Annotated in this window: 14 protein-coding genes; 10 read left to right on the top strand and 4 right to left on the bottom strand. The window is 38.0% G+C overall.

Translation table 11 applies throughout. From position 1 onward, the window contains the following. The 4 genes from U0839_RS02095 to U0839_RS02080 form a co-directional block, all read left to right on the top strand. Positions 1-1315, top strand: a 1315-nt coding sequence (locus U0839_RS02095) for a trypsin-like peptidase domain-containing protein (RefSeq protein WP_413549986.1), incomplete at its 5' end; no start/stop codon positions are given. Further along, positions 1312-2064 carry a hypothetical protein gene (locus U0839_RS02090; protein WP_413549985.1) on the top strand — a complete coding sequence of 251 codons (753 nt, stop codon included), beginning with the start codon at positions 1312-1314 and terminating at the stop codon, positions 2062-2064. The genes U0839_RS02095 and U0839_RS02090, both read left to right, overlap by 4 nt. A gap of 5 nt (positions 2065-2069) precedes the next feature. Then, positions 2070-3332 (top strand): hypothetical protein, encoded by a 1263-nt coding sequence (locus U0839_RS02085; RefSeq protein ID WP_155565532.1) that lies wholly within the window; start codon positions 2070-2072, stop codon positions 3330-3332. A gap of 5 nt (positions 3333-3337) precedes the next feature. Continuing rightward, entirely contained in the window at positions 3338-3847 is a 510-nt protein-coding gene (locus U0839_RS02080) for a hypothetical protein (RefSeq protein WP_155565531.1), read from the top strand. Positions 3848-3919: 72 nt separating this feature from the next. Here the strand turns inward: U0839_RS02080 and U0839_RS02075 are convergent, their stop codons facing one another. Beyond that, on the bottom strand, positions 3920-5017 hold the full coding sequence (locus U0839_RS02075; protein ID WP_155565530.1) for a branched-chain amino acid aminotransferase: 1098 nt from the start codon (positions 5015-5017) through the stop codon (positions 3920-3922). A 230-nt stretch (positions 5018-5247) separates the two neighbouring features. Here U0839_RS02075 and gabD point away from each other — a divergent pair, with 230 nt between their 5' ends. Beyond that, entirely contained in the window at positions 5248-6714 is a 1467-nt protein-coding gene (gabD, locus tag U0839_RS02070) for an NADP-dependent succinate-semialdehyde dehydrogenase (protein ID WP_413549984.1), read from the top strand. 62 nt (positions 6715-6776) lie between these two features. Here gabD and U0839_RS02065 read toward each other — a convergent pair whose 3' ends face one another. Both U0839_RS02065 and U0839_RS02060 read right to left on the bottom strand, forming a co-directional pair. Then, positions 6777-7760 (bottom strand): MYG1 family protein, encoded by a 984-nt coding sequence (locus U0839_RS02065; RefSeq protein WP_110438079.1) that lies wholly within the window; start codon positions 7758-7760, stop codon positions 6777-6779. Positions 7761-7912: 152 nt separating this feature from the next. After that, the gene (locus U0839_RS02060) at positions 7913-10162 is read right to left on the bottom strand and encodes a primosomal protein N' (RefSeq protein WP_413549983.1); all 2250 of its coding nucleotides are present in this window, start codon (positions 10160-10162) and stop codon (positions 7913-7915) included. A 153-nt stretch (positions 10163-10315) separates the two neighbouring features. On the opposite strand from U0839_RS02060, the gene thiD reads away from it, so the two are divergent. Genes thiD through U0839_RS02045 form a run of 3 tightly spaced genes read left to right on the top strand, consistent with a single transcriptional unit; the run spans position 10316 to position 13066 of the window. Beyond that, positions 10316-11116: a bifunctional hydroxymethylpyrimidine kinase/phosphomethylpyrimidine kinase gene (gene thiD, locus U0839_RS02055; protein WP_155565527.1), complete on the top strand. Its 801-nt coding sequence runs from the start codon at positions 10316-10318 to the stop codon at positions 11114-11116. A 46-nt stretch (positions 11117-11162) separates the two neighbouring features. After that, complete coding sequence (locus U0839_RS02050) at positions 11163-12146, top strand: tyrosine recombinase XerC (RefSeq protein ID WP_155565526.1); 984 nt, start codon at positions 11163-11165, stop codon at positions 12144-12146. Next, the gene (locus tag U0839_RS02045) at positions 12143-13066 is read left to right on the top strand and encodes a retroviral-like aspartic protease family protein (RefSeq protein WP_413549982.1); all 924 of its coding nucleotides are present in this window, start codon (positions 12143-12145) and stop codon (positions 13064-13066) included. Before U0839_RS02050 ends, U0839_RS02045 begins: the two co-directional genes overlap by 4 nt. On the opposite strand, the gene U0839_RS02040 is transcribed toward U0839_RS02045, so the two are convergent. Continuing rightward, on the bottom strand, positions 13067-14434 hold the full coding sequence (locus U0839_RS02040) for an MFS transporter (RefSeq protein WP_155568166.1): 1368 nt from the start codon (positions 14432-14434) through the stop codon (positions 13067-13069). It lies immediately after the preceding gene. Between the two features lie 266 nt (positions 14435-14700). Here U0839_RS02040 and U0839_RS02035 point away from each other — a divergent pair, with 266 nt between their 5' ends. Beyond that, complete coding sequence (locus U0839_RS02035; protein WP_155565523.1) at positions 14701-17625, top strand: virulence factor SrfB; 2925 nt, start codon at positions 14701-14703, stop codon at positions 17623-17625. A 16-nt stretch (positions 17626-17641) separates the two neighbouring features. Next, positions 17642-20278 carry a virulence factor SrfC family protein gene (locus U0839_RS02030; protein WP_413549979.1) on the top strand — a complete coding sequence of 879 codons (2637 nt, stop codon included), beginning with the start codon at positions 17642-17644 and terminating at the stop codon, positions 20276-20278.

Genomic DNA, 20278 nt, shown 5'->3' with positions numbered 1-20278 from the left:
TCAGGACAATAAAAAATCAGGAATATATTTACCATCATTGTTTCAATTTTCATCTGAGCCCAAACCTGCAAAAGACGCTATTTCACATTTCTCTGATGAAAAAAAGGTAAATGGACAAATAAAGTCATCTATTAAATCACGAGAAAATTCTACGGTAAATCCTAAAATATCATCACGTTTTCGGTTTTTGACAAATTTCAATAATCAATTTGTTTTATCTCGATTAATAGCGGCGATTTTGTTTTTTTTTATAGGTTTATTGTTGGGTTGGCGAATAATTTTTGCTGAACATCCAATCAAAATTAATGGAATTACAGTTCGGGAAGCTCATAATCTTGTTAAACAATATCCGCAAATAGAGAAATCCAATCATGATCTGGAAACAGAAATTAAGATTTTGAAGGATAGGTTAAAAAATCCACCCTGTAACATAAGGGAATCTCGTGCAGATCCATCATTAAATAAAAGTTTAGAACATCCATTTACACCAATGACTTCAACCGGAAAAATTTTTGAAGGTAGTTTACCGGAATTGCTTGAAAAAAGTACTGTTTTTATAATGGTGTTAAAGGACGATGATGTATCTGCCGCTTCGGGTACAGGATTTTTCGTCACATCCGACACAATCGTGACTAATCGACATGTGGTTGAAAATGCCAAGAACAATTCTGTAATGGTTACCAATAAGTCCTTGGGACAGTTGAAACTTGCTCATGTTGTTTCTGTAAGTCAGACTACAGAAAATGGAGGACTGGACCTGGCAATTCTTAAGGTTGAAAATGCGCCACCGCAACAACCTCTGAGTTTTTCATTAGATGCACGACCCTTACAGGATGTTGTCGCTGCAGGTTATCCGGGAATCATGATAAGCCAGGATGATGCGATGCAAAGGCTGATGAAGGGTGATCTACAAGCAATTCCTGGTGTTATATTGACCAAGGGACAGATTAACGGAATTCAGAATAATCACAATGGAGAAAAAATAATGCCTCATAGCGCAATGGTTTCCCCGGGTAATTCTGGAGGTCCACTGGTTGATCTTTGTGGAAGGGTAGTTGGAGTAAACACGTTTGTAACGATGGATCAGTATACATCCTCCCATGGTAATTATGCCCAAAAATCCGACATGATTGTTAGAGTCTTACAATCCTCAAATCTACCTATCCAGGTTCAATCGGGAGCCTGCCAGCCTGAGCCGGTTGAAAAACAAGACCAATCGACTGACAAGCCCGCATCTAAATCTGACAAATCCGAGCAGGATAATAATCAATCATCTTCTGATCCTATTGAATCTAAAAAGGATAATTCAAAATGAAACTACAATTTATTCCAGGAAGACCGATTGTTACAACCAATTTCAATAAGGCAAAACCCCTTGGAATGAATGGTCAGTTGATATTGGAAAACTGGCATATTCTGTATGATCTTTTGAAGAAGAATGTCGGTCCTGAATGTGCCGCTTTATTGCTTGAACCTCAATTGGATCGGGGACGAGGAGAGGTTGATTGGTATTTGCCTGTCGACAGCCAAAATCTCCCTGTCAAACATTTATCAAAAGAGGAGAATTTAAAAGAGGCGTATGATTATATCGAAAAAGGGAAAAAATACGCTCAATGTTTGATAAACTCTCCAGATTCATTGCAAAAGCAAAGAGGCAAGCTTCTTTTGGATGCATTACAATTTCCCAATGACGAATTCATAATCGCAACCCCTCATGGACCAGCCATATTGGAATGGGGACATGAATCAAATCAGCCTTATTCAAAAAAGGAAGTTTTGTCCGCCAAGGGAAAGGAGAGGAATATGAAAGTTATGACAATTCTTCCTCCTCCAGTTTCACCATTTAATAATCGCATTGAGAACAAAAATTTTTGGCTATGGATAACAAGTGGTCTCATTTTACTGTTATTGATGATATTGCCATGGTGGAAAGGAATCATATCAATAAATTATTGTCGTTATTATTGGCTTTTACCTTTGGTGTTGTTTTTTTTGACATTGCTTGTTGTTGGCGTGATACTAAAAAAACAAAATGATCTTCATTCTTTGGTCAATAAGGAATGAACCTGATGGTTTTGGTATTAAGTCGACAAAAAATCAATCGGTTAAAACCTCTTTTTAATCGGCAACAGAATTTTTATCGTCAGATATATAATGAAATATTAACCTATAGTGATGCGGATCACGCAAAAATTTTTGCTCAGCCAGAATTCAATAACGATATCGTTCGTTGGAATGCGGAGGGACAAACAAGTTTTTCATGGAAAGAACTTGATCAAAATCAGCAGCAAAAATTATTACAGGCAACACGTTCAATTTTGCTGGATATTGAGGAAATCATTCAACGTTATCCTGGTCTCACGCTTTCAAGATTTTTCAATCAATGCCGTCAATTTCCTGGCTTGGATTTTTTGTATGCCGTTGATGGAAAACCTGTAATCACTGCATGGGGTTTTTCATGTGACCAGAAAACCTATGATCCATTGATGGGTATTGAGAGAAAAAAGAGAAATCATTTGTTTTTTTGGAACAGATTTCCTTGGATTACAGCATTGAGTGCTTTTGCATTAGGTTTATTGACGTCAATATTTTGGACGGATGAAGATTTAAATGGAAAAAAATGTGAAATCATTTATCCTTCAAAAAATAAAGTCAGGCATGTTATGAATGACAAAAAACGTCAGGATCAATTGGCGGATGAACGAAATAAGTTGCTTGAACAGTGGAATATTTTACAAAATCAATGTCGAATTCCTTCGGTAAAACCCTTAGTACCTATTGATCCAACAAAAATTGACCCTTTACCATCTTCTGAACCATTACCTGAAATACCATCCCTGAAAGATAATCCGAATTTACCTGATATAGACAATTTACAGAAAAAAAATGTTCCAAAACCTCCCGTAAATTCAACTGTTCCACCAAAAACAGATGTTAAATCCAATAACAATGTTGATCTTCCAAAGGAATCATGGAACAAGAAAGACACGACAATGTTAAAGGGATGTTGGCATTTGACAACACATCTAGAATTATATACGCACGGTTTATTTTTCAATTCTCATCAACCTGTAACAAACTGGTCCTTGTGTTTTAATCCGAACGCGGCGGGTCATCAGGTTTTAACAAGGCGAGATGGTGGGACATGTCAGGGACCTTTATATGCCGGGTTTCAGGGCGAACAGCTTGTACTGAATCAACCAGAGGACTGTCAGGGGGATTTTCATCTTATCAGTGGTAAAAATGTTTGTACAAGATTGAATGATCGCGAAGCAAGATGTACATATATAGACGAAAATGGTCATCAGTCCACAGGTATATTTAAAAGATAATCAAGATGATGTTTCGTAATTATTTATTTCTAGTTTACAGTTTATTTTTATTTTGCTTGCAAGTGAAAGCTGCGGAACAAACATATCATCTGGATGGACATGAAGGAAATTGGACAGCGTTTCATTACTCACATATGAAACAGCAAATTGATTCATGTCATGTTCTTTCAAATGATCTGGTTCTTGGGTTTGAAAGGGATGCAAATAATGTTGGTTTGATTTTATGGGATTCAAAAGGTAAGCAAATTCCGGGTAAAAATAAAAATATAGCCTTGACAATTAATAAGGAACATTTTTTGTTCACGATGAAAGCGATGGATAAGAATATGTTGATGAATCGTTTGAATTTAAAGGATTTCAACTATTTGTTACAAAAATTATCCTATGCAGATTTGGTTGTTGTTGAATATGGTCAGCAACCCGTAAATATTGTTGATTTGCTTGGACTGCCATCCATGTTAAGTAAGTTTAATTATTGTATAAGCCATGCTAAATTCGGATTTTCAGAAAAATGAAAACCATTTTCCCTAAAATATATTTATTTAGTTTGGAAAATGGTTATTAAAGATAAGAAAAACAAAAAGTTTTTATTTTACTACTTTTACCCATTGATAAGGATCAATGACATTTCCGAATTGAATGTCAATCAAACTTTTACGAAGGTCTTGGGTAATTTTTCCTGATTTACCTTCATTTATAATATATTCGCCTTTTGAATTTTTTATTTTTCCAATAGGCGTAATGACAGCGGCAGTGCCACAGGCAAAGATTTCAGAGATTTTTTTTGATTGAATATCGTCAATCAATTGATGGATTGAATATTTTTCCTGTTTAACGGTCAGTCCCTTATCTTTTGCTAAGGTAATAAGAGAATCACGAGTTACCCCAGGTAGAATGGTTCCACTTAAGGGGGGGGTTAGTAAAGTTTCATCTTTGAATACAAAAAAGATATTCATCCCTCCCATTTCCTCAATCCATTTATGCTCTACAGAATCAAGAAAAATAAGTTGGTCACATTGATTTTTTGTAGCTTCCTGTTGGGCGGCAAGGCTGGCTGCATAATTTCCACCACATTTAACCTCTCCAGTTCCACCGGGGGCCGCCCTTGTATAGAATTCAGAAACCCATACAGATACAGATTGTGCATCTTTGGAAAAATAGGAACCGGCTGGCGAGGCAATCAGCATAAACAGATATTCCGGGGAAGGTTTAACACCAAGATAAGGTTTACTGGCAATCATGAAAGGACGGAGATATAGAGAACCTATCTCCTGGTCTGGGATCCAGTTCTTTTCCACTTTAACAAATTCATTTATGGCTTGTAAATAGAGTGATTCAGGAAGTTGGGCCATGGCAAGCCTTTTGGCCGAATTGGCAAAACGTTTTGCGTTGGCTTCTGGTCTGAATAAAAGAATACGACCATCATTTGCCTTATAGGCCTTCATGCCTTCGAATATTTCTTGTGCATAATGAAAAACGCAAACGGCAGGATCCAAACTAATTGGTCCGTAAGTCTTGATTTCCGCATCATGCCATTTTTTTTCATCATTATAATGAATTACCAACATATGGTCTGTGAATTTTTGCCCAAAACCAGGTTTTTTTAAAATTGCCTCACGTTCCTTTTTTGACAGGCTGTTTGGATTTTGGGAGAATTTAATCGGAAATTGTTTTCCGGAATTCATTTTCTTATCTTTCTTTTATCTTTAGTTTTAAGTAATTTTGTTACAAAATATACAACAGCAAAATAGATTGTTATGCAAGTTGTTTTCAGTAAAATTTTAATATGGATCTATTATAAAATATAAATCAAAAACAATTCTTTGTTATGATAATGTAAATTATAACAAAACAGAATTCGCTTTGTTATAATCTCAATAACATTAATTATTCCATATGATAGAAAGCAACAGGCATGGTTCAAAAAAGTCTTGACGATTTAAAAAACAAGTCATTGTTCAAACAGCAATGTTTCATTGATGGTCAATGGTTGAATGCAGATAATGGTCAAGTAATTCAGGTTGTCAATCCTGCAACTGATGAAATTATTGGAACTGTTCCGAAAATGGGTGGTAACGAAACAAAAAAGGCTATTAAAGCCGCACAAACCGCCCAGATTGCGTGGCGAAAAAAAACCGCAAAAGAGCGATCTGTCATTTTGCGTCGTTGGTATGAATTAATGGAAGAAAACAAGGATGATCTTGCATTAATTCTCACACTTGAACAGGGGAAGCCTTTGGCGGAGGCTAAGGGGGAAATTCAATATGGCGCGTCTTATCTGGAATGGTTTGCCGAAGAGGCAAAAAGGGTTTATGGCGATACTATTCCCGGACACGCGGCAGATAAACGGATTTCGGTTATCAAACAACCAATTGGGGTTACGGCAGCAATTACCCCCTGGAATTTTCCCAACGCGATGATTACCCGCAAGGCTGGTCCAGCATTGGCAGTTGGATGTTCAATGGTACTTAAACCCGCAAGTATGACCCCTTACTCTGCCTTGGCCCTGGGTGTGCTGGCTGAAGAAGCTGGATTACCGCCAGGGGTTTTCAATATCATTACAGGATCCTCAGGGGAAATTGGTGGAGAGTTGACCTCTAATCCAATAGTTCGTAAACTAACCTTTACAGGATCAACAGAAATTGGCGCTCAGTTAATACAGGAATCAGCCGGTACGGTAAAAAAATTATCGATGGAATTGGGGGGCAATGCACCCTTCATCGTTTTTGAAGATGCAGATATTGATGCGGCGGTGGAAGGGGCAATGATGTCCAAATATCGAAATGCGGGTCAAACTTGTGTCTGTGCAAATCGATTTTATGTTCATGATTCAGTTTATGATCAATTTATTGAAAAATTTAAACATGCCGTTACCAAACTCAAGGTTGGCAATGGATTGAATAAAGATGTAACCATTGGTCCCTTGATTGATCGAAATGCCTTGAAAAAGGTGAAAGAACATATTGATGATGCTGTAAATAAAGGCGCAACTGTTGTCATGGGTGGTAAAGCTCTTGAGGGATGTTTTTTCGAGCCGACAATTTTATCGAATGTACCATTTAATGCACTGGTTTCGAAAGAGGAAACTTTTGGACCTTTGGCGCCTGTATATCGCTTTGAAACTGAAGAAGAGGTTATTCATTTGGCCAATGATACGGAATTTGGTTTGGCATCCTATTTTTATGCCAATGATATTTCAAGAATAACACGTGTATCAGAAGCCTTGGAATACGGGATTGTGGGAATTAATACTGGTTTGATCTCAAATGAAATGGCACCTTTTGGCGGAATAAAGGCATCAGGTCTTGGAAGGGAAGGTTCCAAATATGGTATAGATGATTATCTTGAAATCAAATATTTATGCTTGGGTATTCATTTGTAAATCAGATTAGACAAGATTAAGGATTAACACGAATTCTAATCCTTAATTATAGTTTTTATAAATTATTCCAGGGTTTTGTGCGCAAGTGCGATTGCTGCCTCTTTTGATGTGGCAACAGCTATGAACAATCCCTTGTGAACGAATTTCGCCCCCAGAATTCCTGTTTCTTTTTCTAGATTTTCACCTTCTAGTCCTCCCCAGCTGGCAGGAAACAATCTACGTCGATCGTTTCCGTGCATACGGATCGGAACTGTCCCGACACGCCATTCATTTTCTGCAGGGTAAATTACCAGTTGTGTATTCCAAGCATTGGCAAAAATCGGATATATATGTGGCATCCAGCGAGGCAACATCAAAATACGGTTATCGGGGCTGTTCTTGTATGCTTCTTCACAACAGCTGATGGCTCTGTTACGAGCAAATTCAATATTGAGTTGATAAATCAAAACAGTTTGAACGATTTTACTTGCCTCAAAAAAACGTTCCAGCTGGTTTGACGGGTCGTCGCAATCCCATGCAGGATTGAAAATATTTATGATTGATGAAAAATTTAATCCGTTTTCAGGTTGCATTTTTCCATTATCGATTGCATCTATGGGAATGACTAGCGCTTTTTCAATTACACTATGCGCAACACGATGTGATTTCTCATCCAGGTCAGGGGCTAGTTTTTTAATGACATCCAAGCCAAAAGCGGTCCATATAAGACCAGCAGAACTATAGGGAATAGTTCCTTCCATGTTTTTGGGTGTCTGTTTGATATCTCTTTCAGGAGCACCAATCTGGTGATGGTCAAAATAACGCTTGCCATCAAAAATTCCCCCAACATCAAATACAATATCAGCTTTTTCAATGATTTCAGGGTTACGTGTTCTTTCCAGCCGAAAGGGTCTATTTTCTAAATCCAATGCAAGAAATAAGGTTGTAAAGGCGAAAACATCGTCAATATGAAAACGTCCGTTATGTGTGACGATTAAAAGTTCCTTTGAATAATCCATCAATCCTTCTGTAAGAGAATCAGAATGAATTGTAGGGGAGTTAGGCATGGGATCTCCTGATCAGTACAAATAAATTAATAACGAGAAAACATAATAAATAAAAACATCATTGGATGCGAGCGATTAATTAGGATTTCATACAGAATATTTTATATGAATTCTAATTATGAAAATATTCAGACTATAAATCTTAATCAATATTACAAAAACGATATTGGATCGATATCCACAGTTATTTTTACGTTTTTTTTGGGTTTAATTGGATCCAACCATTGATGTAGGATCGGCTGTATGGCGATGGATTTATGTGTTCTTAGCAATAAACGCTGTCGATAACGGTTACGAAGCAGAGATAGGGGAGCTGGGGCAGGTCCCAAAACGATGACTCCATCTTGGCTGGGCGCATTTAGACCGAGTTGCTGAGCTGTTTCCAAAGCATCCTGATTTGTATCCGCACTTACGATTATGGCGGCCAATCGACCGTAAGGAGGCCAAAATCCGGCTTTACGCTCATGCGCCTCTTCGATCATGAATTGATTGAAATCACCTTTGATTAACGTCTCCATTACGGGATGATCTGTTAAAAAACTTTGAATTATAACTGTACCGGGAAATCTGGCTCGACCGGCTCTACCCCCGACCTGATGCAATAACTGTAATGTTTTTTCAGCCGCACGTAAATCTGCGCCGGTTAATCCCAAATCGGCATCTATAACCCCAACAAGAGTAAGATCAGGGAAATGCCATCCCTTGGCAACAATTTGGGTGCCGATAATAAGGTTGACTTGTTTTCGTATGATTTTGCGAACGGCTTCGGCTGTCATTTTGGGGCTGTTTAAACGGTCACTGGACATGACAAGGATTTTTGCGTCAGGAAAGGTAATTCTTGCCTCTTCGGTAATGCGTTCAATTCCAGGACCAATGGGAACCAGACTATTCTTGGTATTGCAATGGGGACATTCCAGCGGAACGGGTATAGAATAATCGCAATGATGACATACCAGTTTTCTAGTGCTGCGATGCTCAACCAACCATGCTGAACAATGTGGACATTCAAGACGGTAACCACAAGCACGGCATAAAGTTAAAGGGGCGTAACCGCGCCTGTTCAAAAAAAACAAGACCTGTTCGTTTTTGTCAAGTTTTTCCTGTGTTGCCTTTACAAGAGGTGGTGACAGGAAATGTCCTTTTTCTGGTGGATGTATTTTCATGTCAACCAGTTTGGTTCGTGGCATGATAGCCCCACCATGTCGTTTGGTTAAGGTGAGATGAAAATATTTTCCCTGATGCGCATTTATCAGGGTTTCCATTGAAGGGGTGGCGGAAACCAAAATAATAGGACACGAGGATAGTTTAGCCCTGACAATGGCCATATCTCTGGCATTATAGATAACACCTTCCTCCTGTTTGAAGGAAGATTCGTGTTCCTCGTCCACAATTATCAATCCCAGATCATAAAAAGGGAGAAATAGGGCGGATCTCGCGCCAACTAACACGAAAACTTCATTTTTTAATATAGCCATCCAGGTTTGTTTACGGTGTTTTAAACCTAGATCGGAATGCCATAGTGCAGGATTTACGCCAAAACGTTTGTAAAACCGGTTGGTCCATTGAGCTGACAAAGCGATTTCTGGCAATAAAACCAGAACTTGTTTATTCTGTTCGATGCAGGAAGCTATGGCTTGCATATAAACTTCTGTTTTTCCTGAACCGGTAATGCCTTGCAGTAAAGTTACAGAAAATTTTTTCTTATCGACTTGTTTCGTTAAAAAAGTTGTTGCTTTGGTTTGTTCTTCGGAAAGGTTAGGTTGATGAAAATTGGGATCAGGTTTCGAAAATTGCGTAAAATTGGTAAGGGGTTGTTTGAAAATGCCCCCTGATTTTTCCAGTCCATAAATAACCGAAGGTTTTATATGTAAATTTTCTGTCAATTCCCTTGTTGTATAGGCTTGATCTGGAATATTCATGAAATCCAGAATTTTTTTTCTTTTTTCGGTAATTTTTAAGTTTGTTGGCAAAGGTGAAGTTTTTATCCATCCATATTCTTTTTTTAAGGGAACGGTGAGAGTTCTGATATTACGGATTGCCATTGCCAGAACCGAACCTGATTCCGTAAAATTGTAATTTGCCATCCAATCAATGAATTGCATTAAAACTCTCGGTAAGGGCTGAATGGGTAAAATGGAAATAATTTCTTTTAATTTTCTTTTTTCTTTTTTGGAGGTGGATAATAAAGACAAATTGCCTGATAGAACGTGATCTTGCCAGACAACCCCTATTTCCTTACGTTGATTGAGCGGTACAATAACCAGGGTACCAGGAATGATTTTTTCCACTTTTAGGTCGTGTGGAATTATATAATCAAAAGGTTCCTTGAATGGGTAAGGAAGAAGAACCGGGACTGTTTTACGGTAAGATAGAGGCATATCAGATAAAATATCAGGATTCATTTGACAAACTCAATTGAAATTGAGGCAAAATCTTATTTTACGAGGATAGTATAGCATTGTTTGAAACTATATGTTCTGGATTTAAGATAAAATATATCTCTAGAATGAATTAAAACTATAATCATAAAATATTAGACATAAATTGGGATCTACATGATTAAAAATATTTTAACAATTGCTGGAACCGATCCAAGTGGAGGGGCGGGAATCCAGGCTGATATCAAAACTTTTTCCGCATTGGGAACCTATGCAATGTCAGTTATAACGGCGGTTGTTGCGCAAAACACCCAAGGGGTAAGATCTTTTCAGATTATGGATCCTAAAATGGTTGCAGATCAGATCGATGCGATTTTTCAGGATATCCATGTTGACGCTGTCAAAATCGGAATGCTTGGCAATGAGCTTATTGTCAGGATTGTAGCCCAGAAACTGAGAGAATATAATGTTGCCAAGGTCGTTATTGATCCTGTCATGGTGGCAAAAAGCGGTGATCATTTGATCAATGATGCGGCAGTTAATTCATTGAAGGACGAACTATTTCCTCTTGCCACGCTTATTACCCCGAATATCCCGGAGGCATGTGTTTTATTGAATAGAAATGATCCAATAACAATGCTGGAAATGAAAGAGGAGGCACAGAAATTACTTTCATTTGGATCTCATTGGGTTTTGTTAAAAGGGGGACATCTCGAGGGATTTAACTGTTTAGATGTATTATGTAACAAGAATGAAATTTTCGATTATGAGGATGAAAGAGTGCTGACAAATAATAATCACGGTACAGGATGCACGTTGTCTTCTGCCATAACAGCCTTGATTCCCGTTATGGAAATTCCTGATGCGGTCAGAGAGGCCAAGACTTATCTAGGGCATGCACTTAAGGCTGGCAATCAGCTGCAAGTGGGTAAGGGACATGGGCCGGTCAATCATTTTTACAGAATATGGAATTTATAATAAATTATCATTTCAGTGACAGAATCGTGTTGAAAAGGATCCAATCATGCTGGCAGAAGATTATTTAAAGCATTTCTTGAAATGGATGAGGGACAGTCAAAGAGCCTCATCTAATAGTATTATTGCCTATCAACAAGATTTAACCCTTTTTTTACAATTTTTTGCAAATTATAGGGGTAAAGAAATAACCGGGCATGATCTTGCCGATCTTTCATATAAGGATGTCAGAGCATGGATGGCGGATGAAAATAACAAAGCCCTTAAAAGTCATTATCTTGGTCAGGGTCGACATACGCAAGATGCCGCAATCCGTACACGTAAAAGACGTTTATCCGCATTGCGGTCATTTTATCGCTTTTTGGCAAGGTTTTATTATATTGAGAATAATATTGCTTCATTAATAAAGATTCCAAAGGTCAATCAACCTTTACCTCATCCATTGACGGAAAAAGAGGCTTCAGAGTTGACTAGGAATATTGCGATTGTTGATCAGTTCCCAATGACTCAAAATCGTGACATCGCTTTATTTACATTGTTGTATGGTTGTGGTTTGCGGTTGTCTGAAGCCTTATCCTTAAATTGGGGGGATCTCAGAAATGCAGATCTGACCCGTGAGGGTGCAACCCTAAGGATAACCGGTAAAGGAAATAAGGAACGACTTGTGCCGATTTTGTCCTATGTGGCTGAGGCATTAATAAAATGGGAAAAACATTACCCTTTTATGATAAAATCTCAATCACCAGTTTTTGTCGGTGTTAAAGGCAAAAGGTTAAATCCATCGATTGCCCAAAAAAATATGCGTGAATACAGACGCATGACGGGATTGTCAGAATTGGCAACACCTCATGCTCTACGTCATTCATTTGCCACCCATATTTTACAAAACGGAGGAGATTTAAGAACAATACAGATGTTGTTAGGACATGCAAGCCTGTCTACAACGCAGCGTTATACATTGATGGATGAATCTCATTTACTGGAAGTATGGAATAAAGCCCATCCCAAAGCGAATATAAATAGAAAAATATGAAAAAACTCATTCTGACATTTTATTTTTTTACAGGCTTATGGTCTTTTGATTCAGCCAAAGCCGAAAGGAATTTATGCAGTTATGAAAAAATTGCGCAAATTCCTCTCAGAAATATAGGAGGATATATAATAGGGGATTTTCAAATTAATGGACAAATGGTTTCCCTGATTATTGACACAGGTTCAGAAGGAAGTCTTATTTCTTTGGATGGAGCTTCAAGGCTGCATTTACCTGTGGATCCAGGCCAAAAAACAATAATACTGGGTTCAAAAGGGGGAAGTAAAACAGTACAAAATGTTTTTATCCGAAATATGCACATAGGAACGTACAATCTGGGCGCTTTATCTATACCAGTTGGTAATTTACCTCAATTTCCTAGAATTAAACCTGCCATTTCAGGATTGATCGGTGGAGATATATTATCAAATTTTGATGTTGAATTTTCAATAAAAACAGGAAAGCTGAATTTATGGGAGGTGAACAGCCATTCATTATTATGTATGGTACCACCTTTTTGGCAAGAAAAAGGTCATATTACTGATTTGGACAAAAAAGGTTTTCGTGTGTTTACAAAGATAAGAATTGATCAGTTTCCCCTAGAAGCCCTAATTGACAGTGGTGCACGATCCCGAATAGTTGCCCTTCAAAAAGTAAAAGAAATGGGAATTCATGAAGATGAGCTGGCCACACGTCCGGGTGGACTGGCAAGCTCGATTGGTTCAAAAGAGGTTGTTTATCACTGGTATCAATTTAAGCGTTTCGAAATTGGTGGACAGGTTGAAATCAAACCTACATTGACCGTATCCCCATTGCATGATGAAGCAGATATGCTGATTGGTTCAGACTGGTTTGCACTAAATAAAATATGGATATCCTATAAACGGGAAAAATTGTATTTTATAAATAATAAAGAAGAATAATTATTTTCCTTTTGGCAAAAACCAAAAGATAAAAGAGCTGAAAAGTGTCGTTATACCCAACCAAAACCATGTAAAATGAAAATGTATTGCAGGAGCGGAATTGGGATGCAAAGATTGATCTACATTTAAAAGTATTGCAGAGACGGCAACACCAGAAGCCATGGAAAGTTGCATGACTGTGGATAATAAACCGCTTCCTGAAGGTTGTTTACTAAAAGATAGATCAATAACGGTAACTGTATTCATGGCTGTAAATTGAATGGAATTTATAAATCCAGTAATGAGCATTAGAACAATCAATAATGTCCAGCTGGATGAACTTGTTACAGTTACATACGAAATATATGAAAAACTGAGCAATATAGTGTTGATAAACAGAAAACGTCGGTAACCGGTCTGTCTTATAATCTGATCGACGAAAGATTTTCCTACAAAAGAAGCAATGGCCAATGGTAACATTGCAAAACCACATTTTACGGGTGAAAGTCCCAATAGAATTTGTAACATCAATGGCAGCATGAATGGCACGGCGCCGCATCCGATACGTGCAACGATGTTACCGAAAATTCCAATTGTGAAGCTTCTTACTTTAAAAAGGTTGTGATGAAATAAGGGGTGTTTATGATTATAGGATTTTATCCAGTAAAATATCATTAAAAGGATGCCCAGAATAAGAATCAGGGTTGGAATTTTAAATTGTTTTGTTTCACTAAATAGACTGAGTGCATAGGTAAGAAAGGCTATTGAAATGGCAAATATTCCGTACCCTGTATAATCCATTTTAATTGATTTATCCTTGATATCGGGAAAAATTCGTAAGGCAAATATAATTCCAAGAATACCGAAGGGTATATTGATTAAAAATATTAGAGACCAATGAAAATAAGAAGTGATCATCCCCCCAACAATGGGACCGATCAAGGGACCAGTCAAAGCGGGAAGGGTTACCATACTTAATGCTTTTACCAGTTCGTCTTTGGAAAAGGTCTGGATAATTGCCAATCGACCGATCGGCAGCATAAGTGCTCCTCCAGAACCCTGAATAATCCTTGCGATTAACAATTCATTCAAGTTATGGGAAAGTCCGCATAAAAGAGAGCCAGATGTAAAAATTGCCAGTGAAAGACAAAAAATTATGCGACATCCATGTTTTTGGCATAGATATCCCGTAAGAGGAATAAATAGGGATCCAGCCACCATATAATAAATAATGATATTTTTCGTTTTGAATAAAGGTGTGTTAAAAAAATTGGATAAGTAGGGAATTATTGTATTGACGGCAGTTGAATCAAGTGCAGCCATGAAAAATGATATTGCTGCGACAATGGGTAAAAACCGTTTTTGATTGTTTTCAATCGGAATGTTCATGATTATTAATATACCTAGTAATTTAGGTACGGTATTTGATTTATATAGTCAAGATATGAAACTTAATAAATATAATGTTCAATCATACTCAGAATATTATTTATTTTTTAATTGGTTGAAATTTATATTTAAATAGATTTTCAAAATTATTTCATAAAAATTCGGTCGTTAAAACAATTCAATTATTTATTTTTTATTTTATAATAGCTGTTATAGTTTAATCTATCAATTTGTGTCCTAATATTTCTCAGGGGATTGAGAATCATATGTCTCGTATCATCACTTTAATTCCTGACAGTGGAATACAGTTTTGGTCTATAAAAATTCCTGTTGCGCAATTAAAAAATGTTCATTGCTGGTTTTGGGAAGAGCGTAATGGTGAATATGATGATGGTACACCACGTTATATCTTGCATTCCCTTAGGGAGGATCCCGAAACAGGTGTGTTGAGGGATGTTCAATCCGGTCAGGTTCCACCTGAAAATCAGATTTATGAGGTTTCCTGGAAAGGGATGATGCAAATGTTTCTGCATCAATGGATACCCTTGCCTTTTTTTGCGCTCATATCGGGTGAAGAAACAGGTAATGAGCATTTTCGAAATGGACCGGCAAATTGGGTACGTGGATATCTTACACAGATAAGGGAGGATTTGTATCAATTTGATCTTGTATTCGATACAAGTTTGCAAACACAGGATAATAATGAAATTTATAATGCACCCACTATAGAAGATAGCCAAAGACAGGACTGTTATAAATTCGTTTCTAATTTTACTGATGTGGCATGGTTTTTGAATGAAGGATGGGTTGGTGATTGGCTTTTGAAAATCAAACAGGAAAATGTTGTCAATAGTTCTTTATATGAAGAACGATATTGTTGGCATTATGCCGTCTATCAGGCATTCCTACAGATTTTAACCTCCTTGCAAACCTTACCATCAGTGCATTTGCTGGATGGTGGTAAGGGAATAACATCACAAGTCCCGGTTGAGGTAGACCTAATTCTGGATTTGGGAAATTCAAGGAGCTGTGGAATTTTAGTTGAGGATCATCCGGGACAGGATGTTAATTTTTCAAATAGCTATCCTTTGATTCTTAGAGATCTTTCACGTCCCAATCTTAAATATGACAAACCATTTCCAAGCTGTATAGAATTTGCTCGTGCAAATTTTGGAAGTGATCTTCTCTCTCGTCGTTCCGGAAGGGTGTCTGCCTTTTATTGGCCAAGTCCGGTCAGGGTCGGTTATGAGGCAGCACATTTGGCAGGGACAAGAATTGGAAATGAAGGTATAACCGGTATTACATCTCCTAAAAGATATATATGGGATACGCGTTTATCTTTACAAAACTGGCGTTACAATAGCCGTTCCATGGGTATTTCGGGCAGAATAATTGATCCTCCAGTTACGGGGGCATTTATGGCAATGATTTCACCGGATGGTCGTGTTTTGACTGAGGAGGAACGTTTAATAGGGGAGAATATCACCACACAACCAAATTTTTCACGGAGTTCATTATTTACCTTTATGCTTGTGGAAATTTTGTTTCAAGCGAGATTACAGATGAACTCGCCTCAAAATCGTGAACAAAGACAAAATAAAACTTTAATGAGACATCTTCGGTCTGTAACATTGACTTTACCTCCCGGTATGCCGGTAGCGGAACAGAAAATCTTACGTAATCGTGCGATTGCAGCCATTGATTTATATTGCGAAATGCTGGGTATATCTACAAATGAACGGCCAAAAATTCACACGCATCTTGATGAGGCAACAGCAACCCAAATCGTTTGGTTATATAACGAGATTACCGAACGTCTCGGTGGAAATGTGGATGAGTTCATGCAATTAAACGGTCATGTCGATAAAGATAGGGAAACTGATAACCGGATACCGAAAATTAGGATAGCAAGCTTGGATATTGGAGGTGGAACGACTGACTTGATGATAAGTTCCTATTCTGTGCCTGTGGGTGAGACAATTTGTCCACATCAGGAATTTAGGGAAAGCTTTAAAATAGCAGGGGATGATATTCTTGAACATATCATAACGCATATCATTTTACCCATAATGGAAAATTCCCTACGTAAAGCGGGGGTAATTGACACCCAGGCATTTTTTAGTTCCGCCATTGGACAGGACTGGGGAGGGCAATCAGAACAGGAGCGTCATTTAAGACAGCTTTTTGTCAATAATGTTTTGGAACCGGTTGCATTGGCAATATTGTCCCGTTATGAAAATGTAATTGATCGAACAATCGATATACTTGATGCATTCCATATTGGCGATGTTCTTGGTGAGGACAAGGAAAATATCGAGCGATCCCAAAATTACATTCAGACTCTTGCCAAAAAGGCAGGAGCAGAAAATTTTAAAATAACCGACTTGGAAATCATAGCCAAGGTGCAACAGGTTGAGGCCTCGATCACATATGTTATGGGTGATGTCATAGCGAAATTGTGCGAAGCAATTTGGACCTATGATTGTGATGTCTTGTTGATATCAGGTAGACCTTCAAGATTACGCAGAATTGTTGATATGATTATGGCCGCCATGCCGGTTCCGGTTCACCGTATTATAGGTATGTACCATTATCGTGTTGGTGCATATTATCCTTTCCGTGATGCTCAGAACCGTATAAGTGATCCAAAAACCACCGTTGTAGTTGGTGCATCTTTATGTTTGCAAGCGGAAGGGAAGTTACAGAATTTTGTATTACGATCACGTGATTTGCATATGTATTCCACTGTACGTTTTATTGGTCGTTTGGAAAAAAATGGTCAGTTGAGGAATAAAAATGTTTGGCTTTCAAATATAGATTTACCCGAAAGGAAACCTCAAGAAGATGTAGGTTTCAAGATTGATGATTTTGAAAATACCACCAAGATTGGTTTTCGTCAGCTTGGAATTGAAAGATGGCCAGCGTCGCCATTATATGTTTTGGAAATAAATAATTTCAATGCTCTGAATAAAATTGCCCTGCCTTTGACGGTAACAATTAAGCGTCAGGATATCGATCAAGAAAAGGAAAATCTAAAAAATGATTATTCAGATCGCGAACAATTCAGGATTGTTGAAATAACAGATCGGAATGGCGAGCAATATCCCACCCGACTTTTGGTCTTGAGATTGCAAACCATGATGAATTCCGAAGGTTATTGGCGTGATACAGGTCGCTTTACCTTAGCCTAGAGAAAGATTATTTAATATGCCAAACGATATTCAAGAAATGACCAGGCATCTACAAAAAAGAACCGGGAATGTATTATGTTCTGCTGATATGGCTTTACACTGGTTTGAAGATAATCCAAAAGCCATTAGGGGAGATGGGGATGCAGTCAAATATACCCTTAGGCGATTTCGTCGGCAGGCCAGACAACTTGACAATGCTGCTTACCAGCCACCTGCCGTGGCGGTTTTTGGAGCGTCTCAGGCTGGTAAATCCTATCTTGTTTCAAGTTTGGCGACAAAACCAAGACAGGCATTGATAGCGTATTATCAAAAAGAAAATCTTAATTTCTTAACGGATATGAATCCACAAGGTGGTAATGAATCAACGGGGCTTGTATCTCGTTTTACAACGCGGAAAATTGACGTTATTGATGAAAATATGCCTGTTCCATTACGATTGTTGTCAGCGGTTGATGTCATAAAAATATTGACCAATACATCAATTGAGGATTTTAAGACAAAAGATGCCGAAATTGACGATCAGTCACTACAGAATTTGTTTCATTCCATGAAACCTTTTATGCAAGACAAGATCATTAATTCAATTATAGATATTGATGATATAGAGGTTCTATATGAATATTTAAAAAAACAATATCCCGATCATCATAGATTTGAAAAATTAAGAGAAATTTACTGGCAGCAACTGAGGGAAACCGTTCCGTATATTCCAGCTCATGAATCGGCTGTCTTGTTTTCACCATTATGGAACAATCTGGGACAATTTACTAATTTAGGAAGAAATTTATTTACAGTTTTAGGAAATTTGGGAAAAACGGAAAATGTCTATTGCTCTACAGAAGCACTGAAGCCAAGAGAAAAAAGTATATTGAATGTTGAAACCCTATTCACGCTTGGAATGAATTCCCAGGATAAAATTACCGTTTTGACTTCAAAAGGGGAAAGACAATCAATTGACCGTTCAATTGTAACGGCATTGACGGCAGAATTAACCGTTCCAATAGGAAGTGATGCTCCATGGGCATTTCTCAAGGAAACGGATTTGCTTGATTTTCCTGGCGCAAGATCAAGAGAAATGATTTACGATCCACAAGCGTTTCTCCAGGCACCAGAAGCTTTGGGACGTTTATTTCTTCGGGGAAAGGTGGCCTATCTTTTGCAACGCTATGAAGCCGAACGTGAAATTTCGGCAATGTTATTGTGTATTGGTGATTCCATACAGAATGTTTCAACCCTGCCAGGCATGATTGATGGATGGGTAAGAAACAGTATCGGTGCGACGGAAGAAGAACGTAATAGACAAAGAGATAATTTGTTTGTTGTTTTGACAAAATTTGATCGGGAGTTTGAACAAAAAGCAGGAGAATCTCCTTCATCAAGCACAAGATGGACAGCCAGAATTAATGCAAGTCTAATTGACTTTTTTAAAACGTGCAGTTGGATCGAGAATTGGAGAGATAATCATCCTTTCAATAATCTTTACTGGTTACGCAGTCCCTCTATAAGTTTTCCAGCTGTTATGGATTATGCGGTCATTAACGGACATAAGCAAGAAGCTGGAATTGCGGAACGGGCAAAAAAACTAGTTGAAACGATGAAACAGGCTTATTTGAGTAATCCTGAAATCAAGCGTTATGTGGCTGATCCTGAAAAGGCATGGAATGCTGTTTTGCAGCCAAATGATGGAGGTATCACCTATCTTGCCGGTGCATTGGGAAAAGTATGTGACGCACGGTTAAAAGTTGAACAGATTAATGGACAGATCGAACATCTTGCTGTTAACCTGGCACGTTTTATTTCACCTTATTATCATAGTGGTAATACGGAAGAAGCTATCAAAAAGGCTTCATCAGAGGCTCAATCAATAGCTCTTTCATTGATGCAATCCGTCAAATCACAAATGTTTGGATCTTTGTTACGGTCACTCCAGGTTAGGCGAGAGGATATGATGGAAGCATGGCATAGTATGGAAATGCAGCTTTCTAACCAGAGATTGTTGATCGGTCGAACAAGTGATGTAGACGATCTTTTTCAAGATATGTTTCCAGATGCCGATTTATCGGATCAAAAACAGGAAAAAGAAGTGGATACGGGACAGGCAAAAGATCGTCATGAACAATATGCCGATTTAGTATTGTCCAAATGGAATCATATTATGGATGATTTTTCTCGTAATGATCAGGTTGAACAGCATTTTTATATTTCAACAGAACAATTAACCGCATTAACGGCAGAGATATCCTTGCTTGCAAGACGGTTAAATCTCAGGGATAGGCTCGCTGAACAATTAAGACGCAATGCGGCGCTTTTCACCAGTGGTTCATTAAAGGGTGAAACACAGGTTTTGTTGGCAGAAATGGAAATTGGTAATTTTGTTTATTATTTGGGTTATCATTCCGTACCATTATCCGAAAGACCCATGACAAGAGGATTAAAGGGTGAGCATCATGTATTCGAACCAAGAGAGGCACCCAATGATATATTGATTTTACCTGAACATCCCGTTCCATATCACGAACGTTTTGTTCGAGATTGGATTTCAGCCATGGTACAGCGATTTGAAGAAAATGCTGGCGCGTCCAGTCTTGATGGAATTGATCCAGCTGCAAATGAAGCCCTGGGGCGTATCATAACCGTATTAAAAGGTTTATAA

Source organism: Commensalibacter sp. A3DC (assembly GCF_047307945.1).
Taxonomy (GTDB): Bacteria; Pseudomonadota; Alphaproteobacteria; order Acetobacterales; family Acetobacteraceae; genus Commensalibacter; species Commensalibacter melissae.
The sequence above is the reverse complement of the archived record's forward strand: the minus strand, read 5'-3'. Positions and strand labels throughout refer to the sequence as shown.

Excerpts from the sequence above, each read along its gene's own strand:
- U0839_RS02085 (WP_155565532.1), top strand. The coding sequence starts at position 2,070 with ATGGTTTTGGTATTAAGTCGACAAAAAATCAATCGGTTAAAACCTCTT.
- gabD (WP_413549984.1), top strand. The coding sequence starts at position 5,248 with ATGGTTCAAAAAAGTCTTGACGATTTAAAAAACAAGTCATTGTTCAAA.
- U0839_RS02080 (WP_155565531.1), top strand. The coding sequence starts at position 3,338 with ATGATGTTTCGTAATTATTTATTTCTAGTTTACAGTTTATTTTTATTT.
- U0839_RS02040 (WP_155568166.1), bottom strand. The coding sequence starts at position 14,434 with ATGAACATTCCGATTGAAAACAATCAAAAACGGTTTTTACCCATTGTC.
- U0839_RS02075 (WP_155565530.1), bottom strand. The coding sequence starts at position 5,017 with ATGAATTCCGGAAAACAATTTCCGATTAAATTCTCCCAAAATCCAAAC.
- U0839_RS02030 (WP_413549979.1), top strand. The coding sequence starts at position 17,642 with ATGCCAAACGATATTCAAGAAATGACCAGGCATCTACAAAAAAGAACC.
- U0839_RS02060 (WP_413549983.1), bottom strand. The coding sequence starts at position 10,162 with ATGAATCCTGATATTTTATCTGATATGCCTCTATCTTACCGTAAAACA.
- U0839_RS02035 (WP_155565523.1), top strand. The coding sequence starts at position 14,701 with ATGTCTCGTATCATCACTTTAATTCCTGACAGTGGAATACAGTTTTGG.
- thiD (WP_155565527.1), top strand. The coding sequence starts at position 10,316 with ATGATTAAAAATATTTTAACAATTGCTGGAACCGATCCAAGTGGAGGG.
- U0839_RS02065 (WP_110438079.1), bottom strand. The coding sequence starts at position 7,760 with ATGCCTAACTCCCCTACAATTCATTCTGATTCTCTTACAGAAGGATTG.
- U0839_RS02050 (WP_155565526.1), top strand. The coding sequence starts at position 11,163 with ATGCTGGCAGAAGATTATTTAAAGCATTTCTTGAAATGGATGAGGGAC.
- U0839_RS02090 (WP_413549985.1), top strand. The coding sequence starts at position 1,312 with ATGAAACTACAATTTATTCCAGGAAGACCGATTGTTACAACCAATTTC.
- U0839_RS02045 (WP_413549982.1), top strand. The coding sequence starts at position 12,143 with ATGAAAAAACTCATTCTGACATTTTATTTTTTTACAGGCTTATGGTCT.